This is a genomic window from Caulobacter sp. FV2ye17ST, assembly GCF_058680955.1.
The window spans coordinates 1,135,849-1,159,089 of the sequence record NZ_CM178727.1 but is presented as its reverse complement, the minus strand read 5'-3'; the positions used below and the strand labels follow the sequence as shown (position 1 = coordinate 1,159,089).

Below are 23,241 nucleotides of genomic sequence, written 5' to 3'. Positions count from 1 at the left end.
CTGCCGGGCCCCTAATTGGCGGCCATGACACGCCCCATCGACGCCGCCCTCGTGGAACTTGCCGACGAGTTCGAACTGCTGGGGGACTGGGAAGAGCGCTATCGTTATGTGATCGAGCTGGGTCGCGACCTGGCGCCGCTCAGTGACGCCGAACGCTCGGAAGCCAACAAGGTGCGCGGCTGCGCCAGCCAGGTGTGGCTGGTGACCGAGCCCCAGGGCGACGGGTCCATCGACTTTCGCGGCGACAGCGACGCTCATATCGTCAGCGGCCTGATCGCGATCCTGCTGCGGCTCTATTCGGGCCGGCCGGCAACGGATATCGCGACCTTCGACGCCAAGGCGGCCCTGGACAGGCTTGGCCTGTCTGAAGCCCTGTCCTCGCAGCGCTCGAACGGACTGAAGGCGATGGTCGCCCGCATTCAGCGCGACGCCCAGGCGGTGCTGGGCTAGCCGCGCTGAACGGGCGTTGGCCTAGAAGAAGCCCGCGCGATTGCCGATGAACAGGATCGCAACCACCACCAGAAGGAGCTGGATGATCCAGTTCACTGGCGACGGAATTGGCGACCGCTGCACGATGTAAAGGGCAAGTCCGAGGAGGACCAGGGCGATGATGATGACGATCAGGATGCTCATGCCAGCTTAACCGCCTGAGCGAATGTTGGTTCCCCTGACGCTTGAGACCCAGACGGCAATTTCCTATGGCCTGCCCCCGATGACCGCAGACACCCAAACCTTCCGCGTAGCCGCCCTGTACCGGTTCACGCAGTTCGACGATCCGGCGGCGCTGCAGGGCCCGCTGGCCAGGGCCTGCTGCGAGGTCGGCGTCAAAGGCACCCTGCTGCTGGCGCGCGAGGGGATCAACGGCACCATCGCCGGAACCGACGCCGCCATCGAAACGGTGCTGACCCATATCCGCGCCCTGCCCGGCTGCGCCGACCTGACGCCCAAGACAGCGTGGGCTGACGACATGCCCTTCCACCGCATGAAGGTGCGGCTGAAGAAAGAGATCGTCACCCTGGGCCTGCCCGACCTCGACCCCGCCGCCAATGCCGGGACCTATGTCGAGCCCGCCGACTGGAACGCCCTGATCGCCGATCCCGATGTCGTGGTGATCGACACCCGCAATGACTATGAGGTCGCCATCGGCGCCTTCGCGCGCGCGGTCGATCCCAAGACGTCCAGCTTCTCGGCCTTTCCTGACTGGTTCCGCGACTACCGGCAGGGCCTTGAGGCGCAGCGCGGACCGGACGCGCCGCCGCTGAAGGTGGCCATGTACTGCACGGGCGGGATCCGCTGCGAAAAGTCGACGGCCTTCCTGAAGTCGGAGGGGATCGAGGACGTCTTCCACCTGAAGGGCGGCATCCTCGACTATCTCGAACAGGTTCCTGAACCTGAAAGCCTGTGGCGCGGCGAATGCTTCGTGTTCGACGAGCGCGTGGCGGTCGGTCATTGCCTGTCGCCCGGGACCCACGGCCTGTGCCGCGCCTGCCGCCGCCCGGTCAGTCCGGAACAGAAGGCCTCGCCGCTCTATGTCGAGGGCGTCGCCTGTCCCGCCTGCCATGACGAGCGCGACGAGGCCAGCAGAGCCCGCTACGCCGAGCGCCACAGGCAGGTCGCCAGGGCCCGCGAACTGGGCATCGCTCATGTCGGGGCCCAGGTCGGGGCCAAGCTCGAAACCGGCGAAGACTGACTACGGCGAGGGATCGCCTCGCCCGTCATCGCGTTATCGGAGGCAACCCCCAGCAAGGAGCCTCCCCATGGTCGCCTACGACTCCACCTATGGCGCGACGCCGCCCTCCGCCAAGCGCTCGCGCGCTGCTGGCAAGATTTCCAGCCTGCTTGGCCACAAGACCGCGGACGCAGGCCTCGACCCGGTCGCCCCGGCGCCCGACTACGCCCTGACGCCGGACCAGCACGGCAAGATCACCCTGGCCCTCGCCGTGCTCGGCGCGGGCGTCGCCGCCGTTCTGCTGATCAACCCGCGCACCCGTGGCCCGATGATCGCGGCCGCCACCCAGGCGTGGGGCTTTTTCGGCAAGAAGCTGGCCTGAACGCAACCGCCCGCTCCCCCGCCGCGTTAGCTGATCTCATTCCCAAGGACCTCCCCATGCCCCACACCAACGAAGACCACATCAAGCTCGTCAATGGCCTGGTCGAGACCACCATCGACAGCGCTGACGGCTATCATGAAGCCGCCAAGGACGCCGATGGCCAGCGTTACAAGACGCTGTTCGAGCAGCGCGCCCAGGAGCGCCGCACCATCGCCACCGAACTGCAGGACGAGGTTCGCCGTCTCGGCGGTGAGCCCAAGGATGACGGCACGATCCTGGCCGCCGCCCACCGCGTCTTCGTCAATCTCCGCGACAGCCTGTCCAAGGGCGACGAGGCGGTGATCAACGAGGTCGAGTCCGGCGAGGACTTCATCAAGGCCAAGTACGAAAAGGCCATGCAGGACACCGACGTCGACGCCCATACCCGCGCGGTCATCGAAAAGGCCTGGACCTCGGTGAAGTCCGGCCACGACCAGATGCGCGACATCAAGCACATGCTGAAGCACTAGGCTTCCCGCGCAGGGAAGATTGCGAAGGGCGGGACCGAAAGGTCCCGCCCTTTTCGCGTTCAGGCCATGCGGTAGTGAACGACCAGCCGCTGCAGGGCCAGCTTGAGCACCGTCTTGCCCGCCCGACGCGGCAGGCCCAGCGAACGCTCGGCGGCCTCCAGCGCGGTGCCCGCAAGGCAGACATGTTCGAGGATCTCGCGCAGGCCCGGTCCGGCCGCGTCCAGCGCGGCGGCGATACGGTCCTTGGCGGCCCGCGCGCGTTCGGCGGGATCCAGGCGGGGTCCGCCGCCGCCCGAGCGGGGCGAGGCGTCCCAGTTCATGGTCAGTCGCCCCACGGTCCCGGCCCGATGGAAATCCTCGCGCAGACGCTCGCCCGCCGCCGCCTCGACCGGCGCGATCCAGGGGCGGCCCTTGCCGTCCCGACGTCGCGCCAGCCAGGCCAAGGGCGACTCTCCCAGATTGGCCTTGAAGGCGGCGCGGCCAACGCCCGGCTCTTCCAGGGTCACCTCGCCCTCGATCACGCCAGGACGGCCAGGCGGCGGCGCGGGCTTGGCCGGCGGCGTGAAGACCATCGACCAGCCGCCCTGCGCCCTCGGCTTCAGCGTGGCCAGACGCACCAGCGCCTCAAAGGCCGTCTCGTCGATGACCAGCATCGGCCGCCGTCGGCGACTGGGCCCAAACCGCACCGCATAGCCCAGCGGCGCGGCCTCGATCACCGCGCCGGGACGGGCCAGCAGACGAGCGGCGCGCAGGGCCAGATGCTCGGTGGCCAGATCGAGGGTCCCGCTCATCGCGCGCCCTCCAGAATCTGGCGGGGCGCCTGGCGGAGACAGTCCTCCAGCGTGGCCAGCCTGGCGTCGAAGCCCGCGTCCTCGCGCAGGTCCTCGATCTTGTGGCAGGCGTGGGCGCAGGTTGTGCGATCGCGCCCGAACGCGAAGGCCACCCTGTTCAGCGGCCAGTGAAAGGTGACGTGGGTCAGGTAGATGGCGATCTGCCGCGCCCGCGCCGCGGCGATGCTGGTGCGCTTGTGCGCCGAGATGTCGCCGGGCGAGACATCGGTGGCCATGGCGACCAGATGGGTGACAAAGGCGACCGCGAGACGGTCACGACGGGGATCGGGCGAGATCGCCCAGATATCCTCAAGAGCTTGAACCAACATGGGGTCCTCCAATCGAGATCGCGATCCAGCGACCACGACTCGATGATAGGCTTAATTTCTGTTGGTGAGGATAATATTCCTATCGTGACGCACAAGTAGGAAAATAAGCCGTTGAAAATCCTACGTCCGATACTGTCTTATCCCCGTCCGGGCACGGGGATAGCCAGCTTCCGCGTAGCCAGCAGATCGCGAGAATGGGCGGCCAGCCAATCGTTATTCGACGCCAGCCCGTCGGCCCGCGCTGATCGGCATGCGCTCAAGGCAGCCTCCAAGCTGGCGCCCGGATTGGCCGCCAACAGATCGGGCGGACAGCGCGAGCGGATCGCTTCCACGACTGCCACGGGCGGAACTGGCCCCTCCCCCAGCCAGCGCTCCGATAGGGTGAACTGACTCGCTCGGAACAGATCGACCATATACCGGGCATCCGAGTAGATGCGGGCGTTACCCCGAGCGTCCACGCCGATCATCGGAAACAAGGGCGCCAGTGTTGGCAGGGCGAGATTGGCGTAGAACGTGACGCCCCAGTACTGCTCGGCGATCCTGGCGAAATGCGCGGCGTCGCGAACCGCCTCAAGGCCGGACTGCGCCATCGGCAGGATCTCGACCTTCGGCTTGCTGACATCGACGGTGTCGTTGGAAACGTCGATGTACAGACTCCCTATGTGAAAGGCGTTCTGAAAGAAGCGCTCGCGCAGCACGCCCCAGACGCGCCGCGCCGCGCCGCCAGAATTCAAATAAGCCTTGATCGCCCGCTCTCCGGGGTGCTCCGGCTGTTTCAGCCGCGCTTTCAGACGCGCCTGCACATCTTTGGTGATCTCCAGGCAGTAGCCGTAGGGATAGGGCTTGCCGTATCGGGCCCGCGCACTCTGCCCCAGTGTCTGATCGGTTTCCGCACGCAGAGCCAGAAAGAGATCTTCGAGCAAAGGCTCGACGGGGCTCAGAAACCGCGCGGTCATAGCCGCTTCGCGCCGGCTAGTCATGAGCATCGCCTGATCCACTCACTCTGTCAGGCGTCAAGCACACCCCACGCTTCCCCTAACCGCCAAGCACCGGGAGTCGCTATGAGGCATCAAGGCGCAGGGGTGTGCCATGCGGCACGATGGCGCCGCGACAGCCCACCACAATGGCCGCCAATCTATGAGCCCGCTCGACCGCTGTCTCGATGGGCATACCCGCCATGCGGGCCGACAGATAGGCCGCGTTGAAACTGTCGCCCGCGCCGGTGGTGTCCAGCGCCTTCACCCTCTCGGGGGCCGGCGTGGCGGTGCGCCCGTCCGGCCGATGGACGTTGACGGCATGGCTCTCGTCGCGGGCCACCACCTCGGCGCCCAGCGCCGCCCATTGCGCGGCCAGATCCTCGGCCTCGCGGCCATAGAGCGGGCGGGAGTCCTCACTGCTCAGCGAGATATAGCGGCAGGAGGGGGTGACGCCGTCCAGCGCGCCGCGCGCGGCCTCGGCGCTGGCCCACAGGGCCGGTCGATAGTTGAAGTCGAGGGCCACCGCCACGCCCAGCGAATGCACATAGGCCAGGATGTCCTTCAGCCGCGCCCGGCCAATATCGCCGATCACCGCCAGGGTCACGCCTGACAGATAGACAAGGTCGCTGGCCTTGGCGGCCTCGATCAGCTGGTCGGCGGTATGCTCGGAAAACAGGTCGCGGATCGGGGCCCGCTCGCGCCAGTAGTGGAACTTCCGCTCGCCGCTGTCGTCCAGCACGATGGCGTAAAGCCCCGGCAGGCGGTTGCTGACCTCGCGCACCAGGCGGGTGTCCAGGCCCTCGCGGCGCATGGCGCCCAGCACGCCTTCGCTGAACGGGTCGCCCTGCCCCAGCGCCGTGCAATAGGCCACCGCGTCGCCCAGCCGGGACATGTAGACGGCCGTGTTGAAGGTATCGCCCGCAAAGCCCATCCGGTAGCGCGGCGCGCCGTCGTCGGACTGGCCGTCCGGCGACATCTCGACCATGCATTCGCCCAGCACGGTGATCCTGGCCATGACACCGGTTTCCTTTCGCGTTTTCCGCCTGATAGTCGGTTTCGGCGCGGAAGGTTAGAGCGCGCGCGTATTTGCGACTGGAAGTCGGCGCTCTCGCTCACCCATGCTCAAGCCCCGCCTGCCGCCTTTCGCTCGGCGATCCAGGCGTCGATCCGCTGCTCCAGCACGGCCATGGGCATCGAGCCCTGCAGCAGCACGGCGTCGTGGAACTTGCGCTCGTCGAACCTGTCGCCCAGCGCGGCCTCGGCCCGCTTGCGCAGTTCCAGGATCTTCAGCTCGCCGATCTTGTAGGCCAGGGCCTGGCCAGGCCACGACACGTAGCGGGCCAGTTCGACCTCGATATTGACCGACGAAAGGGCCGTGTTGTCGGTGAAGCAGGCGCGGGCCTTGTCGATGCTCCAGCGCTTCCAGTGCATGCCGGTGTCGGCCACCAGCCGGCAGGCGCGCCACATCTCGTAGGACAGCCGGCCAAACAGTTCATAGGGGTCGCGATAGATCCCCATCTCCTCGCCCAGCCACTCCGAATAGAGACCCCATCCCTCGCCAAAGGCGTTGAAATACAGGCCCTTGCGGAACTCGGGCGCGTCTGTCTGCTCCTGGGCCAGCGAGGTCTGGATGTGGTGGCCCGGCGCGCCCTCATGCAGCACCAGGGCCGGCAGCTCATACAGCGCCCGCTGGTCCAGCTCGGAGGTGTTGATCATCAGCCCCCCGGCCCGACCGATCTTGGGATCTCCCCCGAAGTAACGGCCCGTGGTGTAGCCCTTCTCGATGCTGGCCGGCACGGGGCGCACCCCATAGCTCAGACGCGGCAGCACGCCGAAGTGAGCCGGCAACTGGTCGTCGGCGCGCTTGGCGATCTCGCTGGCCTTTTCCAGCAGTTGCTGGCGGCTGGTGGCGTAGAATTTCGGGTCCTTGCGCAGATAGGCGATGAACTCCGGCAGGGTCCCCTTGAAGCCGGTCTGCGTCATCACCGTCTGCATGCGGGCGCGAATGCGCGCCACCTCGCTCTGGCCAATGTCGTGGATCTGGTCCGGGGTCATGGCCGTGGTCGTGTGACGCCGGGCCAGGAAGGCGTAGTAGCGCTGGCCATCGGGCAGATCGACGGCGGCCAGGCTCTTGGCCGCTTTGGGCAGGTACTCGGTTTCCATAAAGGTGACGAAACCGGCCCGGGCCGGAGCGACCTTCTCGGCCAGCACCTTTTCGCCCTGGGCGATCAGGGCCGCCTTGCGGTCGGCGGGCACGCTGGCCGGTAGGGCGCGCAAAGGCGCCAGCAGCGGCTCCTCGGCCACCGGCGTGGCGGCCGTGCGCCTGGCGCGGTCGAGCACCGACTGGGCGGTGGGAACGGCCTGGACGAAGCCGCTGGCGATACCGCGACGGGCATTGACCAGATTGGCGTCGTACCAGGCGGGGGTCTTGGCCAGCAGCTCCAGCCATTTGAGCGCCTCGGCCTCGTTCTTCAGCCGCATGCCGTTGGCGCGGTAGAGCAGGGTGACGTCGAAGCCGCCGTCGCTGCTGAAGGGCATGCGCGACTCGTCGAACGACAGGCCCTCGATCCGCTCATCGAGCGTGAACTTCAGAAGCTGGGCGGTCAGTTGCTGGTCGGGCGTCAGGCCTTTCGTATCAAGGCCTTCCAGAAGACCCCGGGCCTCGACCAGCTTGGCCTTGCGCCGGGCGTCGGCTTCCGCCCCGACCGGCGGCAGGCGCCAGCGCTGGGCCTCGCTGCCACCGCCGTCGTCATCCTCGCCGCCGGCGGTGCTGGACTCGTAGACCTTGATCGCCTGGGCCAGGCGATCATTGGCGACAGGCGCGGCCTGGGCGGCGCCCGCCAGCATGACGGCGGCGATCAGACTGCCGGCGGCCCAGCGGCCAAGACGATGATCAAGCATGAGAGACCCCGAACACGATGACGGGGAAGGGTTAGATCAGGAATCCGCTCGGCGCCAAACCCTGTCGGGCCGGCGCGGGGCTCGCTGATGTAACTGACCTGTGGAAGGCTTTAGGAGAAATTGGAGCGGGCGAAGAGATTCGAACTCTCGACCCCAACCTTGGCAAGGTTGTGCTCTACCACTGAGCTACGCCCGCATCCGGATTTCTCGGGTCTCGTTCCACTCTCCAAGAGGGGAGAAATGGAGCGGGCGAAGAGATTCGAACTCTCGACCCCAACCTTGGCAAGGTTGTGCTCTACCACTGAGCTACGCCCGCATCGTGGAAGCGAAAGAACCGCCCCGCGACGAGGAGGCGGCTTATGGCAGAGCGATCCCGCCTTGGCAAGCGCCCTTTGAGGGGTTGCGAAGCGCCGTCTTTCAGGGGCTCATTCAGCCCCTGTTTTTCGGGGTGGCGGAGCTTCCAACTTGCGTCTGTTCGTGTTCGGTCTGGGTTATGTCGGCGCGGCTTTCGCCCAGGCGCTGCGGGCCCGGGGCTGGGATATCGCCGCTTCGGCGCGCTCGCCGGAGCAGGCCAGGACGCTGCGGGCGGCCGGGATCGAACCGGCCGATCCAAGCGACCGCGACGCCATGGCCAGAGCCCTGACTGGCGTCAATGCGGTGCTGATCACCTCCCCGCCTGGCGAAGACGGCTGCGCGGCGCTGGAATCGGTCATTCCGGCGCTAGCCCAGGCCGAGGCCTTCCCCGACTGGATCGGCTATCTGTCGAGCACGGGCGTCTATGGCGATTTCGAGGGTCGCTGGGTGTTCGAAACCTCGCCGCTCAAGGCCCAGTCGGTCGAGGGCGCCCGCCGGGTCGGGGCCGAGCGCGACTGGCGCCAGGTCGGCCGCGGCATGGGCCTGACCGTGACCACCTTCCGCCTGCCCGGCATCTATGGTCCCGGCCGCAGCGCTCTGGACCGCCTGCGGGCCGGCGAAGGCCGCCGCCTGGTCAAGCCGGGCCAAGTGTTCAGCCGCATCCACCTGGACGACATCGTCTCGGGCCTGCTGGCCTCGCTGGACCAGCCCAAGGCGGGCGGCATTTATAACCTGTGCGACGACGAGCCGGCCCCGCCGCAGGACGTGATCGAATACGCGGCCCGCTTGCTGGGCGTGCCCGTACCACCGGACCTGCCGTTCAACGCCCTTGGCATGTCGCCCGCCACTCGGCGCTTCTATGCCGAGAACAAGCGAGTCTCCAACGCCCTGGCCAAGGCCGAGCTGGGCTGGCGGTTGAAGTATCCGACCTATCGCGAGGGCCTGACGGCGATCCTCGAGAGCGGCGGCTGACGGTCCGCAAGACTCTGGGATCCGGGATGCTGCGCCACATTAAATAAAATTCAGGCGCCTCCATTGGCCGCCTTTGAGGCCTCTAAGGTTGAGTAGCCATCGAGAGCGCCTCATGTTTCGCCCAGTAAGCCAGCCTTTCCTTCGTCTTATGGTCGCGAGCGCCGCTGCGCTGGTGATGAGCACGGGCGCCGCAGTGGCGCAGGACTATCGGCCTAGCTTCCATCCCGACACGCTGAAGGGGCCTCCCGCCGGGAAGGTCAATGAAGTCCTGGTGCTGGGCACCACCCACCTCTCCGGCCTGCCCAAGACCTTCGACATGGCGCTGCTGGCCCCGCTGGTGGATCGCCTAGCGGCCTGGAAGCCTACAGGCATCGCCACAGAGGACCTGTCGGGCCTGCAGTGCGACGCCCTACGGCGCTATCCCGCCCGCTACGCCGAGACGGTGAAGAGCTACTGCTACGATCCGACCATGGCGGGCCAGGCCGTCGGCCTCGACGTGCCCGCGGCCAACGCCGAGGCCGAGCGCCTGCTGGCTGCGTGGCCCGGCCAGCCCACGGCCGCCGAGCGCCGACATCTGGCGGCCGTTTTCCTGGCGGCGGGCGAGCGAAACTCGGCCCTGGTGCAATGGCTCCGGTTGCCGCAGGCCGAACGCCTCGCCGGCGACGGCCTCAACGACGCACAGGCGACCTATCTGGAGTCCTTCAAGAGCCGCCGCAATGAGTCCACCCTGATCGCGGCCGTGCTGGCCGCGCGCCTGGGTCATGAACGCCTGTGGAGCGTCGATGATCACTCGGCCGACACACCCGACAGCAGCGATCCGGTCGAGCAGAAGGCCTTCGAGGCCGCAATCATGAAGGCGTGGGACAACCCCTACAGCCACGCCCGTCGGGCCGAGAACGAGCGCCTGCAATCCGACCTGGACAAGCCAGACGGCGTGCTGAACCTGTACCGGGCCTACAACGGCGCCGACGCCCAGATGATGGCCTTCAAAGGCGACTTCGGCGCGACGTTCGTAGAGCCGTCGCCGCAGGGCTTCGGCCGGCGGTATCTGGGCTATTGGGAGACCCGCAACCTGCGCATGGTCGGCAATATCCGAGAGGTGCTGGGCCTGCATCCGGGCATGCGAATGCTCGCCATCGTCGGCGCGTCGCACAAGGGCTACTACGAGGCCTATCTGAACCAGATGCACGACGTGCGCCTGGTCAGCGCCGACGCGGTGCTGCGCTAGGACGGCGCGAGGGGCGACAGGGGTCGAAAGCGGGCCAAACCCGGCCCGCAGCCGCCTAACTCCTCGTCCGCCCCGATAGCCGCCGCCAAGGCCAGGCTGGCGCCTTGAGCCAGATCTGCCGTTGACTAGAGATTTTCCGGCCAGCGCCTGGAGCCATGGAGCACGCGAAGAAGCTCGATCTGCTCACCCTTTACCCGATAGGCCACGATGAACGGGCCGTTGGAGATCACGAGTTCACGAGTGCCGCCCCGGCGACCCGGTCGTCCAAGATGAGGAAAATCCGCTAGCAATGCCACGGCGTCCACGATCCGGATGACCTGCCCGGCGGCCGCTGTGGGCCTGTCTTGCGCGATCCATGCCCGGGCGAACGCAAGGTCACGGAGGGCCAGATCCGTCCAGCGAACCCGCACGGCTCAGTCGCGGCGGGGCATTGGGCGCTCGTTGGGCTGCCCCCATGACGCAACCCAATCCGCGACCTCATCATGCTCGAAAAGACGCCCTTCTTCGGCCGCACGCAGACCTTCGTCGATTGCGGCGTCCTGCCAGTCGCGCAGTTCGAGAAACTCACGCACAGCGCGCTCGACGACCACCGCTTTAGGCTGATCGAGCACCGCCGCCGTCTCCGTGAGACGACGATCCAGTTCACTATCGAGCTCAAGACTGAGAGGAGCGCTTTTTACCATCGGCTTTCTCGAACAAGTCGTGAACACAGCATAGGCCCGAGAGCGAAAAAGGCTAGCTATTCCTCATCAATCGGCGCCGCTCGCGCGACGATACCCGTCGCCTCCAGCCCCGCCGCATTGCGCAGGCGAGCCGCCCGGGCCAGGCGCCGGGCCACCAGGTCGCCCTCCTCCGGCGCGGCCAGGCCCCGCGCCTCGCTCACCGCCGCGACCAGCCGCTCCAGATCCTGCGGCCGCGACAGGCGATGGTCGCCGTCCTTGATCAGGGTGAAGACCACGTCGTCACTCTTCAGCGCATTGGCCAGTTCCAGCGCGTGGGTCCACGGCACGTCAGGATCGGCCCCGCCCTGCAGCACGCGGACGGGAACCTCGATCGGCACGTCGCCCAGCAGGATCGACCACCGCGCGCCGTCCTCCAGAAGCTCGCGGGTGATGGCGTAGCCGCCGTCATCATACTCGGATGGCCGGATCCAGAAGCCATCGCGGGCGATGGCGGCCCTCGCCTCGTCCGACAGCTCCGGCTCCATCAGTTTCTCGGTGAAATCCGGCGCCGGGGCGATCAGCACCATGGCCTTGACCCGCTCGGGCCGGGCGATGGCGGCCAGACAGGCGATCCAGCCGCCCATGGATGAGCCGACCAGCACCAGCGGCCCTTCGGTCAACTCGTCGATCACCGCCAGGGCGTCCTCGCGCCAGCGGCTGATCGTTCCGTCCCGGAACTGCCCGTCGGACTCGCCATGGCCGAAATAGTCGAAGCGCAGATAGGCCCCGCCCGTCGCCTCGGCGTGATCAGCCAGGACCTGGGCCTTGGTCCCGGTCATGTCGGAGTGAAATCCGCCCAGCCAGACCACCGTGGGCCCCTCGCCGGCCACCAGACGGTAGGCCAGGCGCTGATTGTCAGCCCTAACCAGAAACTCCGGGTATTCGGTCATGGCGCGGCCTTGATCCTTTCGCTAACTAAACTGGTCATCTCACCCGAGAGTCGCGTGCCCGCACTTCCCGCCGATTTCACCTTGCTGCAGGTCACCCCCGAACTGGAAACGGGCGGGGCCGAGCAGACGACGATAGATGTCGCCCACGCCGTCGTGGCGCAAGGCGGCAAGGCGTTGGTCGCGACACGGGGCGGACGCATGGCCTCGCGGCTGGAAGCCGATGGCGGCCGCCTGGCCCACATGCCGGCCCAGAGCAAGAACCCGCTGATCATGCTGGGCAACGCCGCGCGCCTGATCGACCTGATCCGCCGCGAGAAGGTGAGTCTGGTTCACGCCCGCTCGCGCGCCCCGGCCTTCAGCGCCCTGTGGGCGGCCCACGCGACCAAAACGCCCTTCGTGGCCACCTATCATGGCGTCTACAACGCCCGCTCCAACCTGAAGCGCTGGTACAATGCGGTGATGACCAAGGGCGACCTCGTGATCGCCAACTCCGAATATACCCGCGCCCATGTGATCAAGGAGCATGGCGTCGATCCCGACCGGGTCGTGGCCATCCCGCGTGGCGTCGACCTGACCCGCTTCGAGCCGGGCATGGTCAGCGCCGACCGGATCGAGGCCCTGCGCAAGGCCTGGGGGATCGCCCCCGACGAACGCCGCCTCAAGGTGCTGCTGGCCGGCCGCCTGACCCGCTGGAAGGGCCAGGCCCTGCTGGTCGAGGCCATGGCCAGGCTGAAGGCCGCCGGCGACGCCAAAGTTCTGCTGCTGCTGGTCGGTGACGACCAGGGCCGCAAGGCCTATCGCGCCGAGCTGGAAGCCCAGATCGCCGCCGCCGGCCTGCAGGATGACGTGAAGATCGTCGGCCATTGCGATGACATGCCGGCCGCCTATCTTGTGGCCGACCTCGCGATCGCACCGTCGCTGGAACCTGAGGCCTTTGGTCGCACGGCGGTCGAGCCGCAGGTGATGGGACGCCCCGTGCTGGCCGCCGATCACGGCGCCGCGCGCGAGACCGTACTGCCGGGAGAAACCGGCTGGCTGGTCGCGCCTGGCGACGCGGAGGCCTGGGCCGCGGCGCTGGTCAAAGCCCGCGACGCCGGCGCGGCAAAGCGCCAGACCATGGGCCAGACCGCCCGGGCTCGCGCTCGAAGGTTGTATTCGGTGGACGCCATGTGCGAAGCCACCTTGAACGTCTATGCGCGCGTGCTGGAAGCCAGAGTTTTGGAGCGGAGACCGTGAGTAAGGAGATCAAGAAGGTCCTGGTGATCAAGCTGGGGGCCCTTGGCGATTTCGTTCTCGCTCTGGCGGCGATGAAGAAGATTCGCGAGGCCCATCCCAAGGCCAAGATCACGCTTCTGACCACCCCGCCCTTCGAGGCCCTGGCCAAGCTGAGCCCCTATTTCAATTCGGTCGAGACCGATGGCCGTCCCGAAGACTTCGGCGACCTGACCCGGATGCTGGGCCGTCTGCGCGCGGCCCGCTACGACCGCGTCTACGACCTGCAGACCAACAGCCGGACCAACTGGTACTTCCAGGCCCTGCGCCCGTTCGCGCCGCAATGGAGCGGCATCGCCTTTGGCTGCTCCCTGCCCCAGCGCAGCAAGGCGCGGCAGACCATGCATACGCTGGAGCGTCAGGCCGACCAGTTGCGCGCCGCCGGCATCTGGCCCGACGCCCCGATCGAGCACGGCAACGCCCCGCCGCCGGACCTGTCGTGGATCCTGCGACGCCACAAGGAATCACGGCCCGTCGCCGGCGCCGCCGCGCCGCGCCCCTATGTGCTGTTCGTGCCCGGCGGCTCGGCCCACCGGCCGGAAAAGCGCTGGCCCGTCGAGGCCTTCGCCCAGCTGGGCTCGCTGCTGAAGGCTCGGGGCCTGGACATTGTCATCATCGGCGGCCCGCAGGAAAGCGCCATGGCGCGGGCGATCCAGAAGTCCGTCGGCCAGGCCCGCGACCTGACCGGCCGCACCGATTTCGCCCAGCTGGCGGTTCTGGGGGCCAAGGCGGCGCTGGTGGTCGGCAACGACACGGGTCCGACCCATTTGCTGGCCGCCTCGGGCGCCCCGACCATCGCCCTGTTCTCCGACGCCTCGGATCCCGAGCTGTGCGGCCCGCGCGGCCATGTGGCGGTGATCAAGTCGCCGGACCTGAAGGCCCTGCCCGTCTCGACGGTGGCCAGCGCGGCGATAAGCCTGCTGCCCTGACCTAGTACCCCGCGTAGCGTCCGGGCCGGTGATTGGCGATGATCACCGCGCTCAGCGCCACCGCCGACAGAATCGACAGTAGCAGCTTGACCGGGCTGATCACCGCGAACGCGGCCGCGACCACCAGGCAATCGGCGATCATCTGCACCTTGCCGGCGCTGATCCCGCGCTTTTCCTGAAGATACAGCGCCAGCACCCCCACGCCGCCGACGCTGGAGCGGTGACGCGCCAGGGCCAGGATGCCCATGCCGATGATCGTGCCGCCAAACACCGCCGCGAAGATCGGGTCCACGCCCTCCACCTTCAGCCAGTGCGGCATGCCGAACGCCAGTCCGGCCAGCAGCAGGTTGGTGGCCAGGGTCTTGATCGTGAAATCCCGCCCCAGCGCCCGGTAAGCCAAGACGTAGAAGGGAATATTGAGCACCAGGAACACCGTCCCCACAGGCCAGTCGGTCAGGTAGGAGACGATCAGGGCCACGCCAGCGACCCCGCCGGTGACCAGGCCAGCGGCCTTCAGCAGGGTCAGACCCACGGCGATGAAGCTGGAGCCGATCAGCAGGGCGTGGACGTCTTCGATCGGGGTGTGTCGATGCGTGTTCGTGGGCAAGGCGGGTCAATATCCGTCAGCGAAAAACCAGGTTCCCGCCCGACCGTTTCCGTCCCTGATACGCCTTGCGCCCAAAAGGATTGGCTGCGCTGGCGCCTGTTTGGTTCGCGCCGCTTGATAGGGGGCGCCCGACAGGTCATATATCAACTTCTCGCCGCGCGCCTTCGCGCAGCGCGAATACCTTCAACTGTACCGGAGCCGCCCCTATTCGCCGTCCTATGCAAACGCCGCCCGTCAAAGACGGACCGCGTATCAACGATGAAATCCGCGTCCCACGCGTCCTGCTGATCGACCAAAACGGCGAGAAGCAAGGCGAGATGCCGACCGCCTCCGCCCTCGAAGCGGCGGAAGAAGCTGGTCTGGACCTGGTGGAAATCGTTCCGAACGCCAATCCTCCCGTCTGCAAGATCCTGGACTACGGCAAGTTCAAGTTCCAGGAGCAGAAGAAGAAGAACGAGGCGCGCAAGCGGCAGAAGATCGTCGAGCTCAAGGAAATCAAGCTCCGCCCGAACATCGACATCCACGATTACGAGGTCAAGGCCAAGGCCATGACCCGGTTCTTCGAGGAAGGCGACAAGGTCAAGGTCACCCTGCGCTTCCGCGGTCGTGAAATGGCTCACCCCGAGCTGGGCATGAAGCTGTTGATCAAGGTGAAGACCGACTTCGAGGAAATCGCCAAGGTCGAGTACGAGCCACGTATGGAAGGCCGGCAGATGATCATGATCCTGGCGCCGCGCTAACAGCGCAGTTTCGGATCCAGGATTTCAGATCAACGCCCCGGCTTTCGCCGGGGCGTTTTTCGTTTCCGGCTTCGACTTTATCAAGATCAACCATCAAGGCCGCTCGACACGAACACGCGCCTTGATAGAGTCCCCTCAGGGTTTGGGGGATGAGACAGCGTGTTTGACAGAAGCTTGGCCGTCGCGGCGGCATGTGTGGCGATAAGCGCGGGTACCGCGCACGCCGAGGAAAAGATCCCGCTCGCCGCCTATGGACGGTTGCCCAATGTGGAGGGCATCGAAATCTCTCCGGACGGCAAGATGCTGGCGGTGACGGTCACCAATGGCGAGCAGCGCGTTCTGACGGTTCGCAAGACCGACGGCGTCATTGTCGCCGGCCTAAACATGGGCGCGGCCAAACTGCGCGATGTGCAATGGGCGGGCCAGGATCACCTGGTGGTGATCGTATCGCAGGCCGCCAAGGTCGCGGACGTATCGGGGCCTCAGCGCGAATACTTCATGGCCATGGACTTCAACCTGACCACCGGAAAGCAGACGGGACTGCTCAACGGCAAGTCCAATTCGATGAACCTGGCCGGGGCGATGAACGTGGTGCTCGGCAACCCGATGCTCCGCACGGTCGACGGCGCGCCACATGCTTTCCTGGAAGGCATCCGCTTCGTGGACAATATCGGCGTGAATACGCTGTACCGCGTCAACCTTGCGAACGGCCTGACCCGCATCGCCGACTACAGCGGCGAACCCAACACCGATAGCTGGCTGGTGGACACCGAGGGCAAGCCGGCCGCCATGTCGCTCTATGATCAGGAAAAGGGCGTCTGGCTGCTGAAGTTGCGGATCGACGACCACTGGCAAGAGGTCGAACGCGTCGTTACGCCCATGGGATCATACGGCCTGTCCGGCTTTGGTCGCGACGGCAAGTCGGTGCTGGTCAGCATGACCAACGACAAGAACGAGTCCTTCCTTCGTGAATATGGTCAGGACGGCTCCAAGACGGATTTGCCGCAACTGGGCGGACTTCTGCACGATCCGAGCGACCTCAAGCTTCTGGGCGGCGTGAACCTGATCGGCGACGACCTGGTCTATTCCTTTTTCGACGCCAAGAGCCAAGCGACCTGGAACGCCGTGACCAAGGCCTTCAAGGGCAGCATCGTCGGCCTGGCCTCGTGGTCCCAGGATCGCCGCAAGGTGGTGGTGAGGGTCGATTCGCCCGTCGCCGGCCCAGGCTACGCTCTGGTCGATCTGGACGCCAAGAGCGCCAATTGGCTCGGCAATATCTATCTCGGCGTGCCGCCCCAGGGACTCTCGCCGGTCAAGGCTATCCGCTACAAGGCCAAGGATGGCCTGGAGATCAGTGGCTATCTCACCCTGCCGCGTGGAAAGATCGCCAAGAACCTGCCGCTGGTGGTGCTGCCGCACGGCGGACCGGAGGGCCGGGACTCGCCTGGCTTCGATTGGTGGGCCCAGGCCCTGGCCTCGCGCGGCTATGCGGTCCTGCAGCCCAACTTCCGGGGCTCGGAAGGGTTCGGCTGGGAGTTCGTCAAGGCGGGCTTTGGCGAATGGGGCAAGAAGATGCAGACCGACCTGTCGGACGGGGTGCGCGACCTGGCCGACCAGGGCCTGATCGATCCCAAGCGGGTTTGCATCGTCGGCGCGTCCTATGGCGGCTACGCCGCTCTGGCCGGCGCGACGCTCGACAAGGACGTCTATCGCTGCTCGGTCTCGATCGCAGGGCCCAGCGACCTCCAGCGCATGCTACAGGATAATCAGCGGATGTGGCAGTTCACCGGCAACTCGACCCTGCGCTACTGGCTGCGCTTCATGGGCGGCGACCGGGTCAAGGATCCTGACCTCGCCGCGATCTCGCCCGCCCGCCTGGCCGACAAGGTCGAGATCCCGATCCTGCTGATCCACGGCAAGGACGACACGGTCGTGCCCTATGTGCAGAGTCAGGTCATGGCTTCGGCGTTGAAGAAGGCCGGCAAGTCCGTGGAGCTGGTGACGCTGGAAGGTGAGGATCACTGGCTGTCCAGTGGCGCGACCCGTCTCACCATGCTGAGCTCGACGGTGGACTTCCTGGAAAAGCACAACCCGCCGAACTGACGCGCGCCGGCTATAGCGGCTGGCGGGCGAAGTTTTGGTCGTCCGCCACCGCGAAAAAGCGTATTCGGCGGCTCTTCGAAAGCGCCGACCATGTCCCCGACCGCCTCCCCTGCGCCGTCCGCCCACAGTCCCCACGCCCTCTATGTCCTGCTGCTGGTTGTGTTCATCAACCTAGTGGGCTTTGGCCTGGTCATTCCGCTGCTGCCCTTCTATGCGCAGTCGCTGAAGGCCGAGCCCTGGCAGATCACAGCGCTGTTCTCAGCCTACAGCCTGGGACAGTTCTTCGCCGAGCCGTTCTGGGGGCGGCTGTCGGACCGGATCGGCCGGCGGCCGGTGCTGATCGTCACCATCCTGGCTAACACCCTGTCCTATGTGGCGCTGGCCTTCGCCCCGACCATCTGGATCGCCTTCGCCATTCGCCTGGTCGGCGGGTTCGGCAGCGGCAATATCTCGACCATCCAGGGTTACATGGCCGACGTCACCCCGCCAGAGAAGCGGGCGGGGCGTATGGGCCTTCTCGGAGCGGCCTTTGGCGCCGGCTTCGTGGTCGGTCCTGCGCTGGGCGGCCTGCTGGCCCATCCGGAAGCCGGACGCCTGGGGTTCCAGATCCCGCTGTTCGTGGCCGCCGGCATGGCGGCCCTGGCCTCGCTGGGCGTCTTTCTGTTCGTGGTCGAAAGCCGCTCGCCCAGCGCCCCCGGCGCGGCGCGACCGCACCGGCGCGAGGCCCTGCAGGCGGCCCTGGCCAACCCGGTCCTGAGCCGGGTGCTGCTGGTCACCCTGGTCTCGACCGCCGCCTTCGCCGGCATGGAATCGGTGTTTGGCCTCTGGACCCACGCCCGGTTCAACTGGGGCCCGCGCGAGGTGGGCCTGTGCTTCGCGGTGATCGGGGTGATCGCCTCGATCGGACAGGGGGCTGTGACCGGGCGGCTAGCGCGGCGCTTTGGCGAACCGCTGGTGCTGACCACCGGCCTGTCGATCATCGCCGTGACCCTGTTTCTCACCCCCTTCGTCCCCAGCGCCGCCCTGGTGCCGGTGATCGTGGGCGGCACGGCCTTTGGCCAGTCGCTGGTCTTTCCGTGCGTGGCGGCCCTGATCTCGCGCAACACCGCGCCTGATCGCCAGGGCGAGATGCTGGGCCTGAACATGGCCGCCGGCTCGCTGGCCCGCATGGCCGGCCCCCTGGTGGCCGGGCCGCTGTTTGGCCTGGCGATCGGCGGTCCCTACTGGTTCGGGGCAGCGCTGATGCTGCCCGCCGTCTGGCTTGGCGTGACGCTGGTGGGCCGCGCCAAGGCGGCGGCCTGAGTGTCGTGGCGCCGCTCCGGACCGTCCGCCCTTGCCTTCCCCGACTCTTTCCCGTACTAACCCCGCCTTTCCGGAACCGCCTGGCTTATTGGCATGCCATGGCGGTTCGTCTTGCTATCCCAGAGGACGGGGCGAAAGCTCCGACGCGAAATGCCTAAGTTGAAGACCAAGTCGGGCGCGAAGAAGCGCTTCAAGATCACGGCCACGGGCCTGCTGAAAGCCGGCGTCGCCGGCAAGCGTCACCGTCTGATCGGCCACAACGGCAAGTACATCCGCCAAAACCGCGGCACGAAGGTCATGAGCGAATCCGACGCCAAGACCATCCGTTCGTACCTGCCCTACGGCCTTTAAGGAGCGCTGACACATGGCTCGCGTCAAAAGGGGCGTCACCGCCCACGCCAAGCACAAGAAGGTTCTTGAGCAGGCAAAAGGCTTCTACGGTCGCCGCAAGAACACCATCCGCACCGCCAAGGCCGCCGTCGACAAGGCCGGCCAGTACGCGTACCGCGACCGCAAGGTTCGCAAGCGCGCGTTCCGTTCGCTGTGGATCCAACGCATCAACGCCGGCGCCCGCACCGAGGGCTTCACCTACTCGCAGTTTATCCACGGCCTGGACGTGGCGGGTATCGTGATCGACCGTAAGGTCCTCTCGGATATCGCGGGTAACGACCCTGCCGCGTTCAAGGCCATTGCTGACAAGGTCCGCACCGCCCTGGCCGCCTAAGGTCTTTTTCGGGTTCGTCCCGATTGCGATCTAAGAAAAGCCCTCCGGTGCGAACCGGGGGGCTTTTTGCTGCGCGCTCCCCTACTCCGCCCCGCCCGAATGCTCTAGACGGAAGCCCGTCATGACCGATCTCAAAACCCTCGAATCCGATGTGCTGGCGCAAGTCGCCGCCGCCGCCGATCTTTCCGCCCTCGACGCCGTGCGCGTCGCGGCCCTGGGCAAGACCGGCTCGATCTCCGGCCTGCTGAAAACCCTGGGGGCGATGAGCCCCGAGGAGCGCAAGACGCAGGGCGCGGCGATCAACGCCCTGCGCGACGCCGCCGCGACCGCCATCGCCGACCGCAAGGCCGCGCTGGAGACCGCCGAGCTGGACGCGCGCCTGGCCAGCGAGACCCTGGACCTCACCCTGCCGGCTCCGTATCGCCGCAAGGGCAGCGTCCACCCCACCATGCAGACCATGGACGAGATGGTCGCCATCTTCGCCGAGATGGGCTTCGCGGTGGCCGAGGGTCCCGACATCGACGACGACTTCCACAACTTCACGGCCCTGAACTTCCCGCCCAAGCACCCGGCGCGGGAGATGCACGACACCTTCTTCTTCAATCCGAAGACCAACGCCGACGGTTCCGAGGGCGAGCGCATGCTGCTGCGCACCCACACCTCGACGGTGCAGGTGCGGACCATGATGTCGCAAAAGCCGCCGATCCGGATCATCGCCCCGGGCCGCACCTATCGCTGCGACAACGACGCCACCCACACCCCGGTGTTCCACCAGGTCGAGGGCCTGGTGATCGACAAGGGCATCCACATGGGCCACCTGAAGTGGACCCTGGAGACCTTCCTGGCGCGGTTCTTCGAGACCGACGCGGTGACCACCCAGTTCCGCCCGCACCACTTCCCGTTCACCGAGCCCTCGGCCGAGATGGACGTGCAGTGCGATCGCTCGGGCGGCGAGATCAAGATCGGCCAGGGCACGTCGTGGCTCGAGATCCTGGGCTGCGGCATGGTTCACCCCAATGTCCTGCGCGCCTGCGGCATCGATCCGGACGAGTACCAGGGCTTCGCCTTCGGCATGGGCGTCGACCGTCTGGGGATGCTGAAATACGGCATGCCCGACCTGCGCGACATGTGGTCGTCCGACAGCCGCTGGCTGGCCCACTACGGCTTCAGCGCGTTTGCCGCGCCGAACGCCGCCAGCGGCCTCAGCTGATCGCCATCCTGAAATTCCACCAACCCCTGCGCTCGGCGTCGGGGCTTGGAGACACAAGACGATGAAATTCACCCTCTCCTGGCTCAAGGATCACCTTGAGACCACCGCCTCGGCCACCGACGTCGTCGCCGCCATGACCATGGCCGGCCTCGAGGTCGAGCACGTCACCGATCCGGCCACCAAGCTGGCCGCCTTCACGGTCGCCAAGATCGTCGAGGCCGTGCAGCACCCCAACGCCGACCGCCTTCGCGTCTGCCAGGTCGACACCGTCGACGGCATGAAAGAGATCGTCTGCGGCGCGCCCAATGCTCGCGCGGGCCTGACCACCATCTATGCCCCGATCGGCGCCTATGTGCCGGGACTGGGCGTGACCCTGGTCGAGAAGCCCGTTCGTGGCGTCGTCTCCAACGGCATGCTGTGCTCGGCCTCCGAGCTGGAAGCCGCCAGCGAGAGCGACGGCATCATGGAGCTGCCTGACTCCCTGGCCGTTGGCACGCCCGCCGCCACGGCGCTGGGCCTGGAAGCCGTGATCGACTTCGAGGTCACTCCCAACCGCCCCGACTGGCTGGGCGTGGCCGGCATCGCCCGCGATCTGGCCGCCGCCGGCGTCGGCACGCTGAAGGACCTGTCGATCGCCCCCGTGGCCGGAACCTTCCCCTGCCCGATCACCGTCAAGGTCGACGGCGAGGCCTGCCCGGTGTTCGCGGGTCGCCTGATCAAGGGCGTCAGGAACGGCCCGTCGCCCAAGTGGCTGCAGGACCGCCTGCTGGCCATCGGCCTGCGCCCGATCAGCGCCCTGGTCGATATCACCAACCTGATCACCTATGACCGCGCCCGGCCGCTGCACGTCTATGACGTGGCCAAGCTGTCGGGGACCGAGATCTCGACCCGCCTGGGCCGCCACGGCCAGCATGGCGACGAGCACCTGATCGCGCTCGACGGCAAGACCTATGAGCTGACGCCCGACATGTGCGTGATCGCCGATGCGGCCGGCGAGCGCCCCATCGGCATCGGCGGCGTGATGGGCGGCGAGAGCACCGGCTGCGGCGACGACACCACCGACGTCTTCGTCGAGAGCGCCTGGTTCGAACCGATCCGCATTGCCCAGACCGGCCGCACCACCGGCATCAACAGCGACGCCCAGTACCGCTTCGCCCGCACGGTCGACACCCACTCGCTGGTTCCAGGCATCGAGCTGGCCACCCGGCTGATCCTCGACCTCTGCGGCGGCGAGCCGTCCGAGATCGTAGTGGCCGGCGAAGCCCCAGCCGCCCCGACCGGCTTCGCGTTCGAGCCCGACTATGTCGAGCAGCTGTCGGGCCTGGCGGTGACGCCCGAGCAGACGCGCCAGATCCTGTCCGACCTGGGCTTCGACATCGTTCTGGGCTCGCCCTGGACCGTGACGCCGCCCACCTTCCGCCGCGACGTGGAAGGCAAGGCCGACCTCGTCGAGGAGGTCGCGCGCATCGCCGGCTACGGCGCCCTGCCCTCAACGGCCCTGCCCGAGGTTCCCCGCGCCGTGGGCGGCGTCCTGACCGCCAAGCAGGCCCGCGGCCGCTTGGCCCGTCGCGCCCTGGCCGCGGCCGGCTATGCCGAGGCCCTGACCTGGAGCTTCACCAACCAGAAGATCGCGACGCTGTTCGGCGGCGGCGCGGCCGAGCTAGTGCTGGCCAATCCGATCGCTTCGGACCTGGACTGTATGCGCCCGTCGCTGCTGCCCAACCTGATCGAGGCCGCCGGCCGCAACGCCCGCAAGGGCTTCCCCGACGCGGCCCTGTTCGAGATCGGCCCCACCTTCCACGGCGACCGTCCGGCCGACCAGCGCACCGTGGTGGCGGCGATCATCGCCCCGCACGCCCCGCGCGGCTGGAACAAGGCGGCGCAGGACGACCTCTTCACCGTCAAGGCCGACCTGCTGGCCCTGCTGGAGGAACTGGGCGCGCCGGTCGACAAGCTGCAGACCGCTCAAGGTTCGGCGTCGTCCTGGTGGCATCCAGGCCGCTCGGCGCGCCTGCAGCTGGGCCCCAAGGCGGTGATGGCCGAGTTTGGCGAACTGCATCCCGCCGTGCTGAAGGCCCTGGACGTGGCCGGCCCGGTCTATGGGTTCGAGATCACCCTGGAAGCCATCCCCGAGCCGAAGAAGAAGGCCCACAAGTCCCGGGCCGCCTTCTCGCCCTCGCCGCTGATGCCTCTGACCCGCGACTTCGCCTTCCTGGTCGAAAAGGCGAAGCCGGCCGGCGATCTGGTCAAGGCCGCCCTCGGCGCCGACAAGGCGCTGATCACGGCCGTGCGGGTGTTTGACGTCTATGACGGCGCCGGCGTGCCCGACGGCTTCAAGTCGGTCGCGCTGGAGGTGGTGGTGCAGCCGCGTGAGGCCACCCTGACCGACGCCGATATCGAGGCGCTGTCGGGCCGGATCGTGGCGGCGGCCGAGAAGGCCGGCGGGAAGCTGCGGAGCTAACCTGCTCCCTTCCCGTCGGCGGATGGGGGAAGGGTCGGGGATGGGGGTGACAGCACGTCAGGATGCGGCGCGGTCGAGTTCAAGCCCGCCAGCGGTGTCGCCCCCACCCCTGCCCCTCCCCCATCCAAGG

25 protein-coding genes and 2 tRNA genes are annotated in these 23,241 nt (G+C 67.2%); 15 read left to right on the top strand and 12 right to left on the bottom strand.

Annotated elements, in window-relative coordinates:
• Positions 1–24 precede the first annotated feature (24 nt).
• Positions 25–450: a SufE family protein gene (locus ACW17V_RS05510; protein WP_492107860.1), complete on the top strand. Its 426-nt coding sequence runs from the start codon at positions 25–27 to the stop codon at positions 448–450.
• Positions 451–471: 21 nt separating this feature from the next.
• Here the strand turns inward: ACW17V_RS05510 and ACW17V_RS05505 are convergent, their stop codons facing one another.
• Entirely contained in the window at positions 472–633 is a 162-nt protein-coding gene (locus ACW17V_RS05505) for a hypothetical protein (RefSeq protein WP_492061277.1), read from the bottom strand.
• Positions 634–712: 79 nt separating this feature from the next.
• Here ACW17V_RS05505 and trhO point away from each other — a divergent pair, with 79 nt between their 5' ends.
• The 3 genes from trhO to ACW17V_RS05490 all read left to right on the top strand — a co-directional run bounded on the left by trhO (position 713) and on the right by ACW17V_RS05490 (position 2,560).
• Positions 713–1,690, top strand: a complete 978-nt coding sequence (gene trhO, locus ACW17V_RS05500; RefSeq protein ID WP_492107859.1) for an oxygen-dependent tRNA uridine(34) hydroxylase TrhO — start codon at positions 713–715, stop codon at positions 1,688–1,690.
• A 67-nt stretch (positions 1,691–1,757) separates the two neighbouring features.
• Positions 1,758–2,051, top strand: a complete 294-nt coding sequence (locus ACW17V_RS05495) for a hypothetical protein (protein ID WP_492107858.1) — start codon at positions 1,758–1,760, stop codon at positions 2,049–2,051.
• A 56-nt stretch (positions 2,052–2,107) separates the two neighbouring features.
• On the top strand, positions 2,108–2,560 hold the full coding sequence (locus tag ACW17V_RS05490) for a PA2169 family four-helix-bundle protein (RefSeq protein ID WP_492107857.1): 453 nt from the start codon (positions 2,108–2,110) through the stop codon (positions 2,558–2,560).
• A gap of 59 nt (positions 2,561–2,619) precedes the next feature.
• Here the strand turns inward: ACW17V_RS05490 and ACW17V_RS05485 are convergent, their stop codons facing one another.
• The 7 genes from ACW17V_RS05485 to ACW17V_RS05455 form a co-directional block, all read right to left on the bottom strand.
• Positions 2,620–3,351, bottom strand: a complete 732-nt coding sequence (locus ACW17V_RS05485) for a DUF6456 domain-containing protein (protein WP_492107856.1) — start codon at positions 3,349–3,351, stop codon at positions 2,620–2,622.
• The gene (locus ACW17V_RS05480) at positions 3,348–3,719 is read right to left on the bottom strand and encodes a helix-turn-helix domain-containing protein (protein ID WP_492107855.1); all 372 of its coding nucleotides are present in this window, start codon (positions 3,717–3,719) and stop codon (positions 3,348–3,350) included. The genes ACW17V_RS05485 and ACW17V_RS05480 overlap by 4 nt, the downstream gene beginning before the upstream one ends.
• 137 nt (positions 3,720–3,856) lie before the next feature.
• Entirely contained in the window at positions 3,857–4,699 is an 843-nt protein-coding gene (locus ACW17V_RS05475; protein ID WP_492107854.1) for a hypothetical protein, read from the bottom strand.
• Positions 4,700–4,778: 79 nt separating this feature from the next.
• Positions 4,779–5,711, bottom strand: a complete 933-nt coding sequence (locus tag ACW17V_RS05470) for a sugar kinase (RefSeq protein ID WP_492107853.1) — start codon at positions 5,709–5,711, stop codon at positions 4,779–4,781.
• A 107-nt stretch (positions 5,712–5,818) separates the two neighbouring features.
• Complete coding sequence (locus tag ACW17V_RS05465; RefSeq protein WP_492107852.1) at positions 5,819–7,597, bottom strand: DUF885 domain-containing protein; 1,779 nt, start codon at positions 7,595–7,597, stop codon at positions 5,819–5,821.
• Positions 7,598–7,718: 121 nt separating this feature from the next.
• Positions 7,719–7,793: transfer RNA gene (locus ACW17V_RS05460), tRNA-Gly, on the bottom strand.
• Between the two features lie 45 nt (positions 7,794–7,838).
• Positions 7,839–7,913 (bottom strand) — tRNA-Gly (locus tag ACW17V_RS05455).
• Positions 7,914–8,062: 149 nt separating this feature from the next.
• Between ACW17V_RS05455 and ACW17V_RS05450 the strand changes: the two genes are divergently transcribed.
• Positions 8,063–8,923 carry an SDR family oxidoreductase gene (locus ACW17V_RS05450; protein ID WP_492107851.1) on the top strand — a complete coding sequence of 287 codons (861 nt, stop codon included), beginning with the start codon at positions 8,063–8,065 and terminating at the stop codon, positions 8,921–8,923.
• A 175-nt stretch (positions 8,924–9,098) separates the two neighbouring features.
• Complete coding sequence (locus ACW17V_RS05445; protein ID WP_492107850.1) at positions 9,099–10,151, top strand: DUF5694 domain-containing protein; 1,053 nt, start codon at positions 9,099–9,101, stop codon at positions 10,149–10,151.
• Positions 10,152–10,276: 125 nt separating this feature from the next.
• On the opposite strand, the gene ACW17V_RS05440 is transcribed toward ACW17V_RS05445, so the two are convergent.
• From ACW17V_RS05440 to ACW17V_RS05430, 3 genes are read right to left on the bottom strand one after another with little or no spacing between them, the layout of a single operon-like run.
• Complete coding sequence (locus tag ACW17V_RS05440; protein WP_492107849.1) at positions 10,277–10,561, bottom strand: type II toxin-antitoxin system RelE/ParE family toxin; 285 nt, start codon at positions 10,559–10,561, stop codon at positions 10,277–10,279.
• 3 nt (positions 10,562–10,564) lie between these two features.
• Positions 10,565–10,834 (bottom strand): CopG family ribbon-helix-helix protein, encoded by a 270-nt coding sequence (locus ACW17V_RS05435; protein ID WP_419320702.1) that lies wholly within the window; start codon positions 10,832–10,834, stop codon positions 10,565–10,567.
• 56 nt (positions 10,835–10,890) lie between these two features.
• A complete protein-coding gene (locus ACW17V_RS05430; protein WP_492107848.1) occupies positions 10,891–11,763 on the bottom strand; it encodes an alpha/beta fold hydrolase in 873 nt (290 codons plus the stop codon).
• A 54-nt stretch (positions 11,764–11,817) separates the two neighbouring features.
• Here ACW17V_RS05430 and ACW17V_RS05425 point away from each other — a divergent pair, with 54 nt between their 5' ends.
• The gene (locus ACW17V_RS05425; RefSeq protein ID WP_492107847.1) at positions 11,818–12,999 is read left to right on the top strand and encodes a glycosyltransferase family 4 protein; all 1,182 of its coding nucleotides are present in this window, start codon (positions 11,818–11,820) and stop codon (positions 12,997–12,999) included.
• Positions 12,996–13,964 (top strand): glycosyltransferase family 9 protein, encoded by a 969-nt coding sequence (locus ACW17V_RS05420; RefSeq protein WP_492107846.1) that lies wholly within the window; start codon positions 12,996–12,998, stop codon positions 13,962–13,964. The genes ACW17V_RS05425 and ACW17V_RS05420 overlap by 4 nt, the downstream gene beginning before the upstream one ends.
• A 1-nt stretch (position 13,965) precedes the next feature.
• On the opposite strand, the gene ACW17V_RS05415 is transcribed toward ACW17V_RS05420, so the two are convergent.
• Complete coding sequence (locus ACW17V_RS05415; protein WP_492107845.1) at positions 13,966–14,571, bottom strand: YitT family protein; 606 nt, start codon at positions 14,569–14,571, stop codon at positions 13,966–13,968.
• Positions 14,572–14,789: 218 nt separating this feature from the next.
• Here ACW17V_RS05415 and infC point away from each other — a divergent pair, with 218 nt between their 5' ends.
• The 7 genes from infC to pheT all read left to right on the top strand — a co-directional run bounded on the left by infC (position 14,790) and on the right by pheT (position 23,111).
• Positions 14,790–15,311, top strand: coding sequence for a translation initiation factor IF-3 (infC, locus tag ACW17V_RS05410; protein ID WP_492108742.1), 522 nt, complete (start codon positions 14,790–14,792; stop codon positions 15,309–15,311).
• Between the two features lie 159 nt (positions 15,312–15,470).
• Entirely contained in the window at positions 15,471–17,414 is a 1,944-nt protein-coding gene (locus ACW17V_RS05405; protein ID WP_492107844.1) for an alpha/beta hydrolase family protein, read from the top strand.
• Between the two features lie 90 nt (positions 17,415–17,504).
• On the top strand, positions 17,505–18,716 hold the full coding sequence (locus ACW17V_RS05400) for an MFS transporter (RefSeq protein ID WP_492107843.1): 1,212 nt from the start codon (positions 17,505–17,507) through the stop codon (positions 18,714–18,716).
• Positions 18,717–18,866: 150 nt separating this feature from the next.
• On the top strand, positions 18,867–19,067 hold the full coding sequence (rpmI, locus tag ACW17V_RS05395) for a 50S ribosomal protein L35 (RefSeq protein ID WP_007672148.1): 201 nt from the start codon (positions 18,867–18,869) through the stop codon (positions 19,065–19,067).
• Between the two features lie 13 nt (positions 19,068–19,080).
• Positions 19,081–19,440, top strand: a complete 360-nt coding sequence (rplT, locus tag ACW17V_RS05390; protein WP_062147973.1) for a 50S ribosomal protein L20 — start codon at positions 19,081–19,083, stop codon at positions 19,438–19,440.
• A 121-nt stretch (positions 19,441–19,561) separates the two neighbouring features.
• Positions 19,562–20,650, top strand: a complete 1,089-nt coding sequence (pheS, locus tag ACW17V_RS05385; RefSeq protein WP_492107842.1) for a phenylalanine--tRNA ligase subunit alpha — start codon at positions 19,562–19,564, stop codon at positions 20,648–20,650.
• A gap of 61 nt (positions 20,651–20,711) precedes the next feature.
• Complete coding sequence (pheT, locus tag ACW17V_RS05380) at positions 20,712–23,111, top strand: phenylalanine--tRNA ligase subunit beta (RefSeq protein ID WP_492107841.1); 2,400 nt, start codon at positions 20,712–20,714, stop codon at positions 23,109–23,111.
• Positions 23,112–23,241 lie beyond the last annotated feature (130 nt).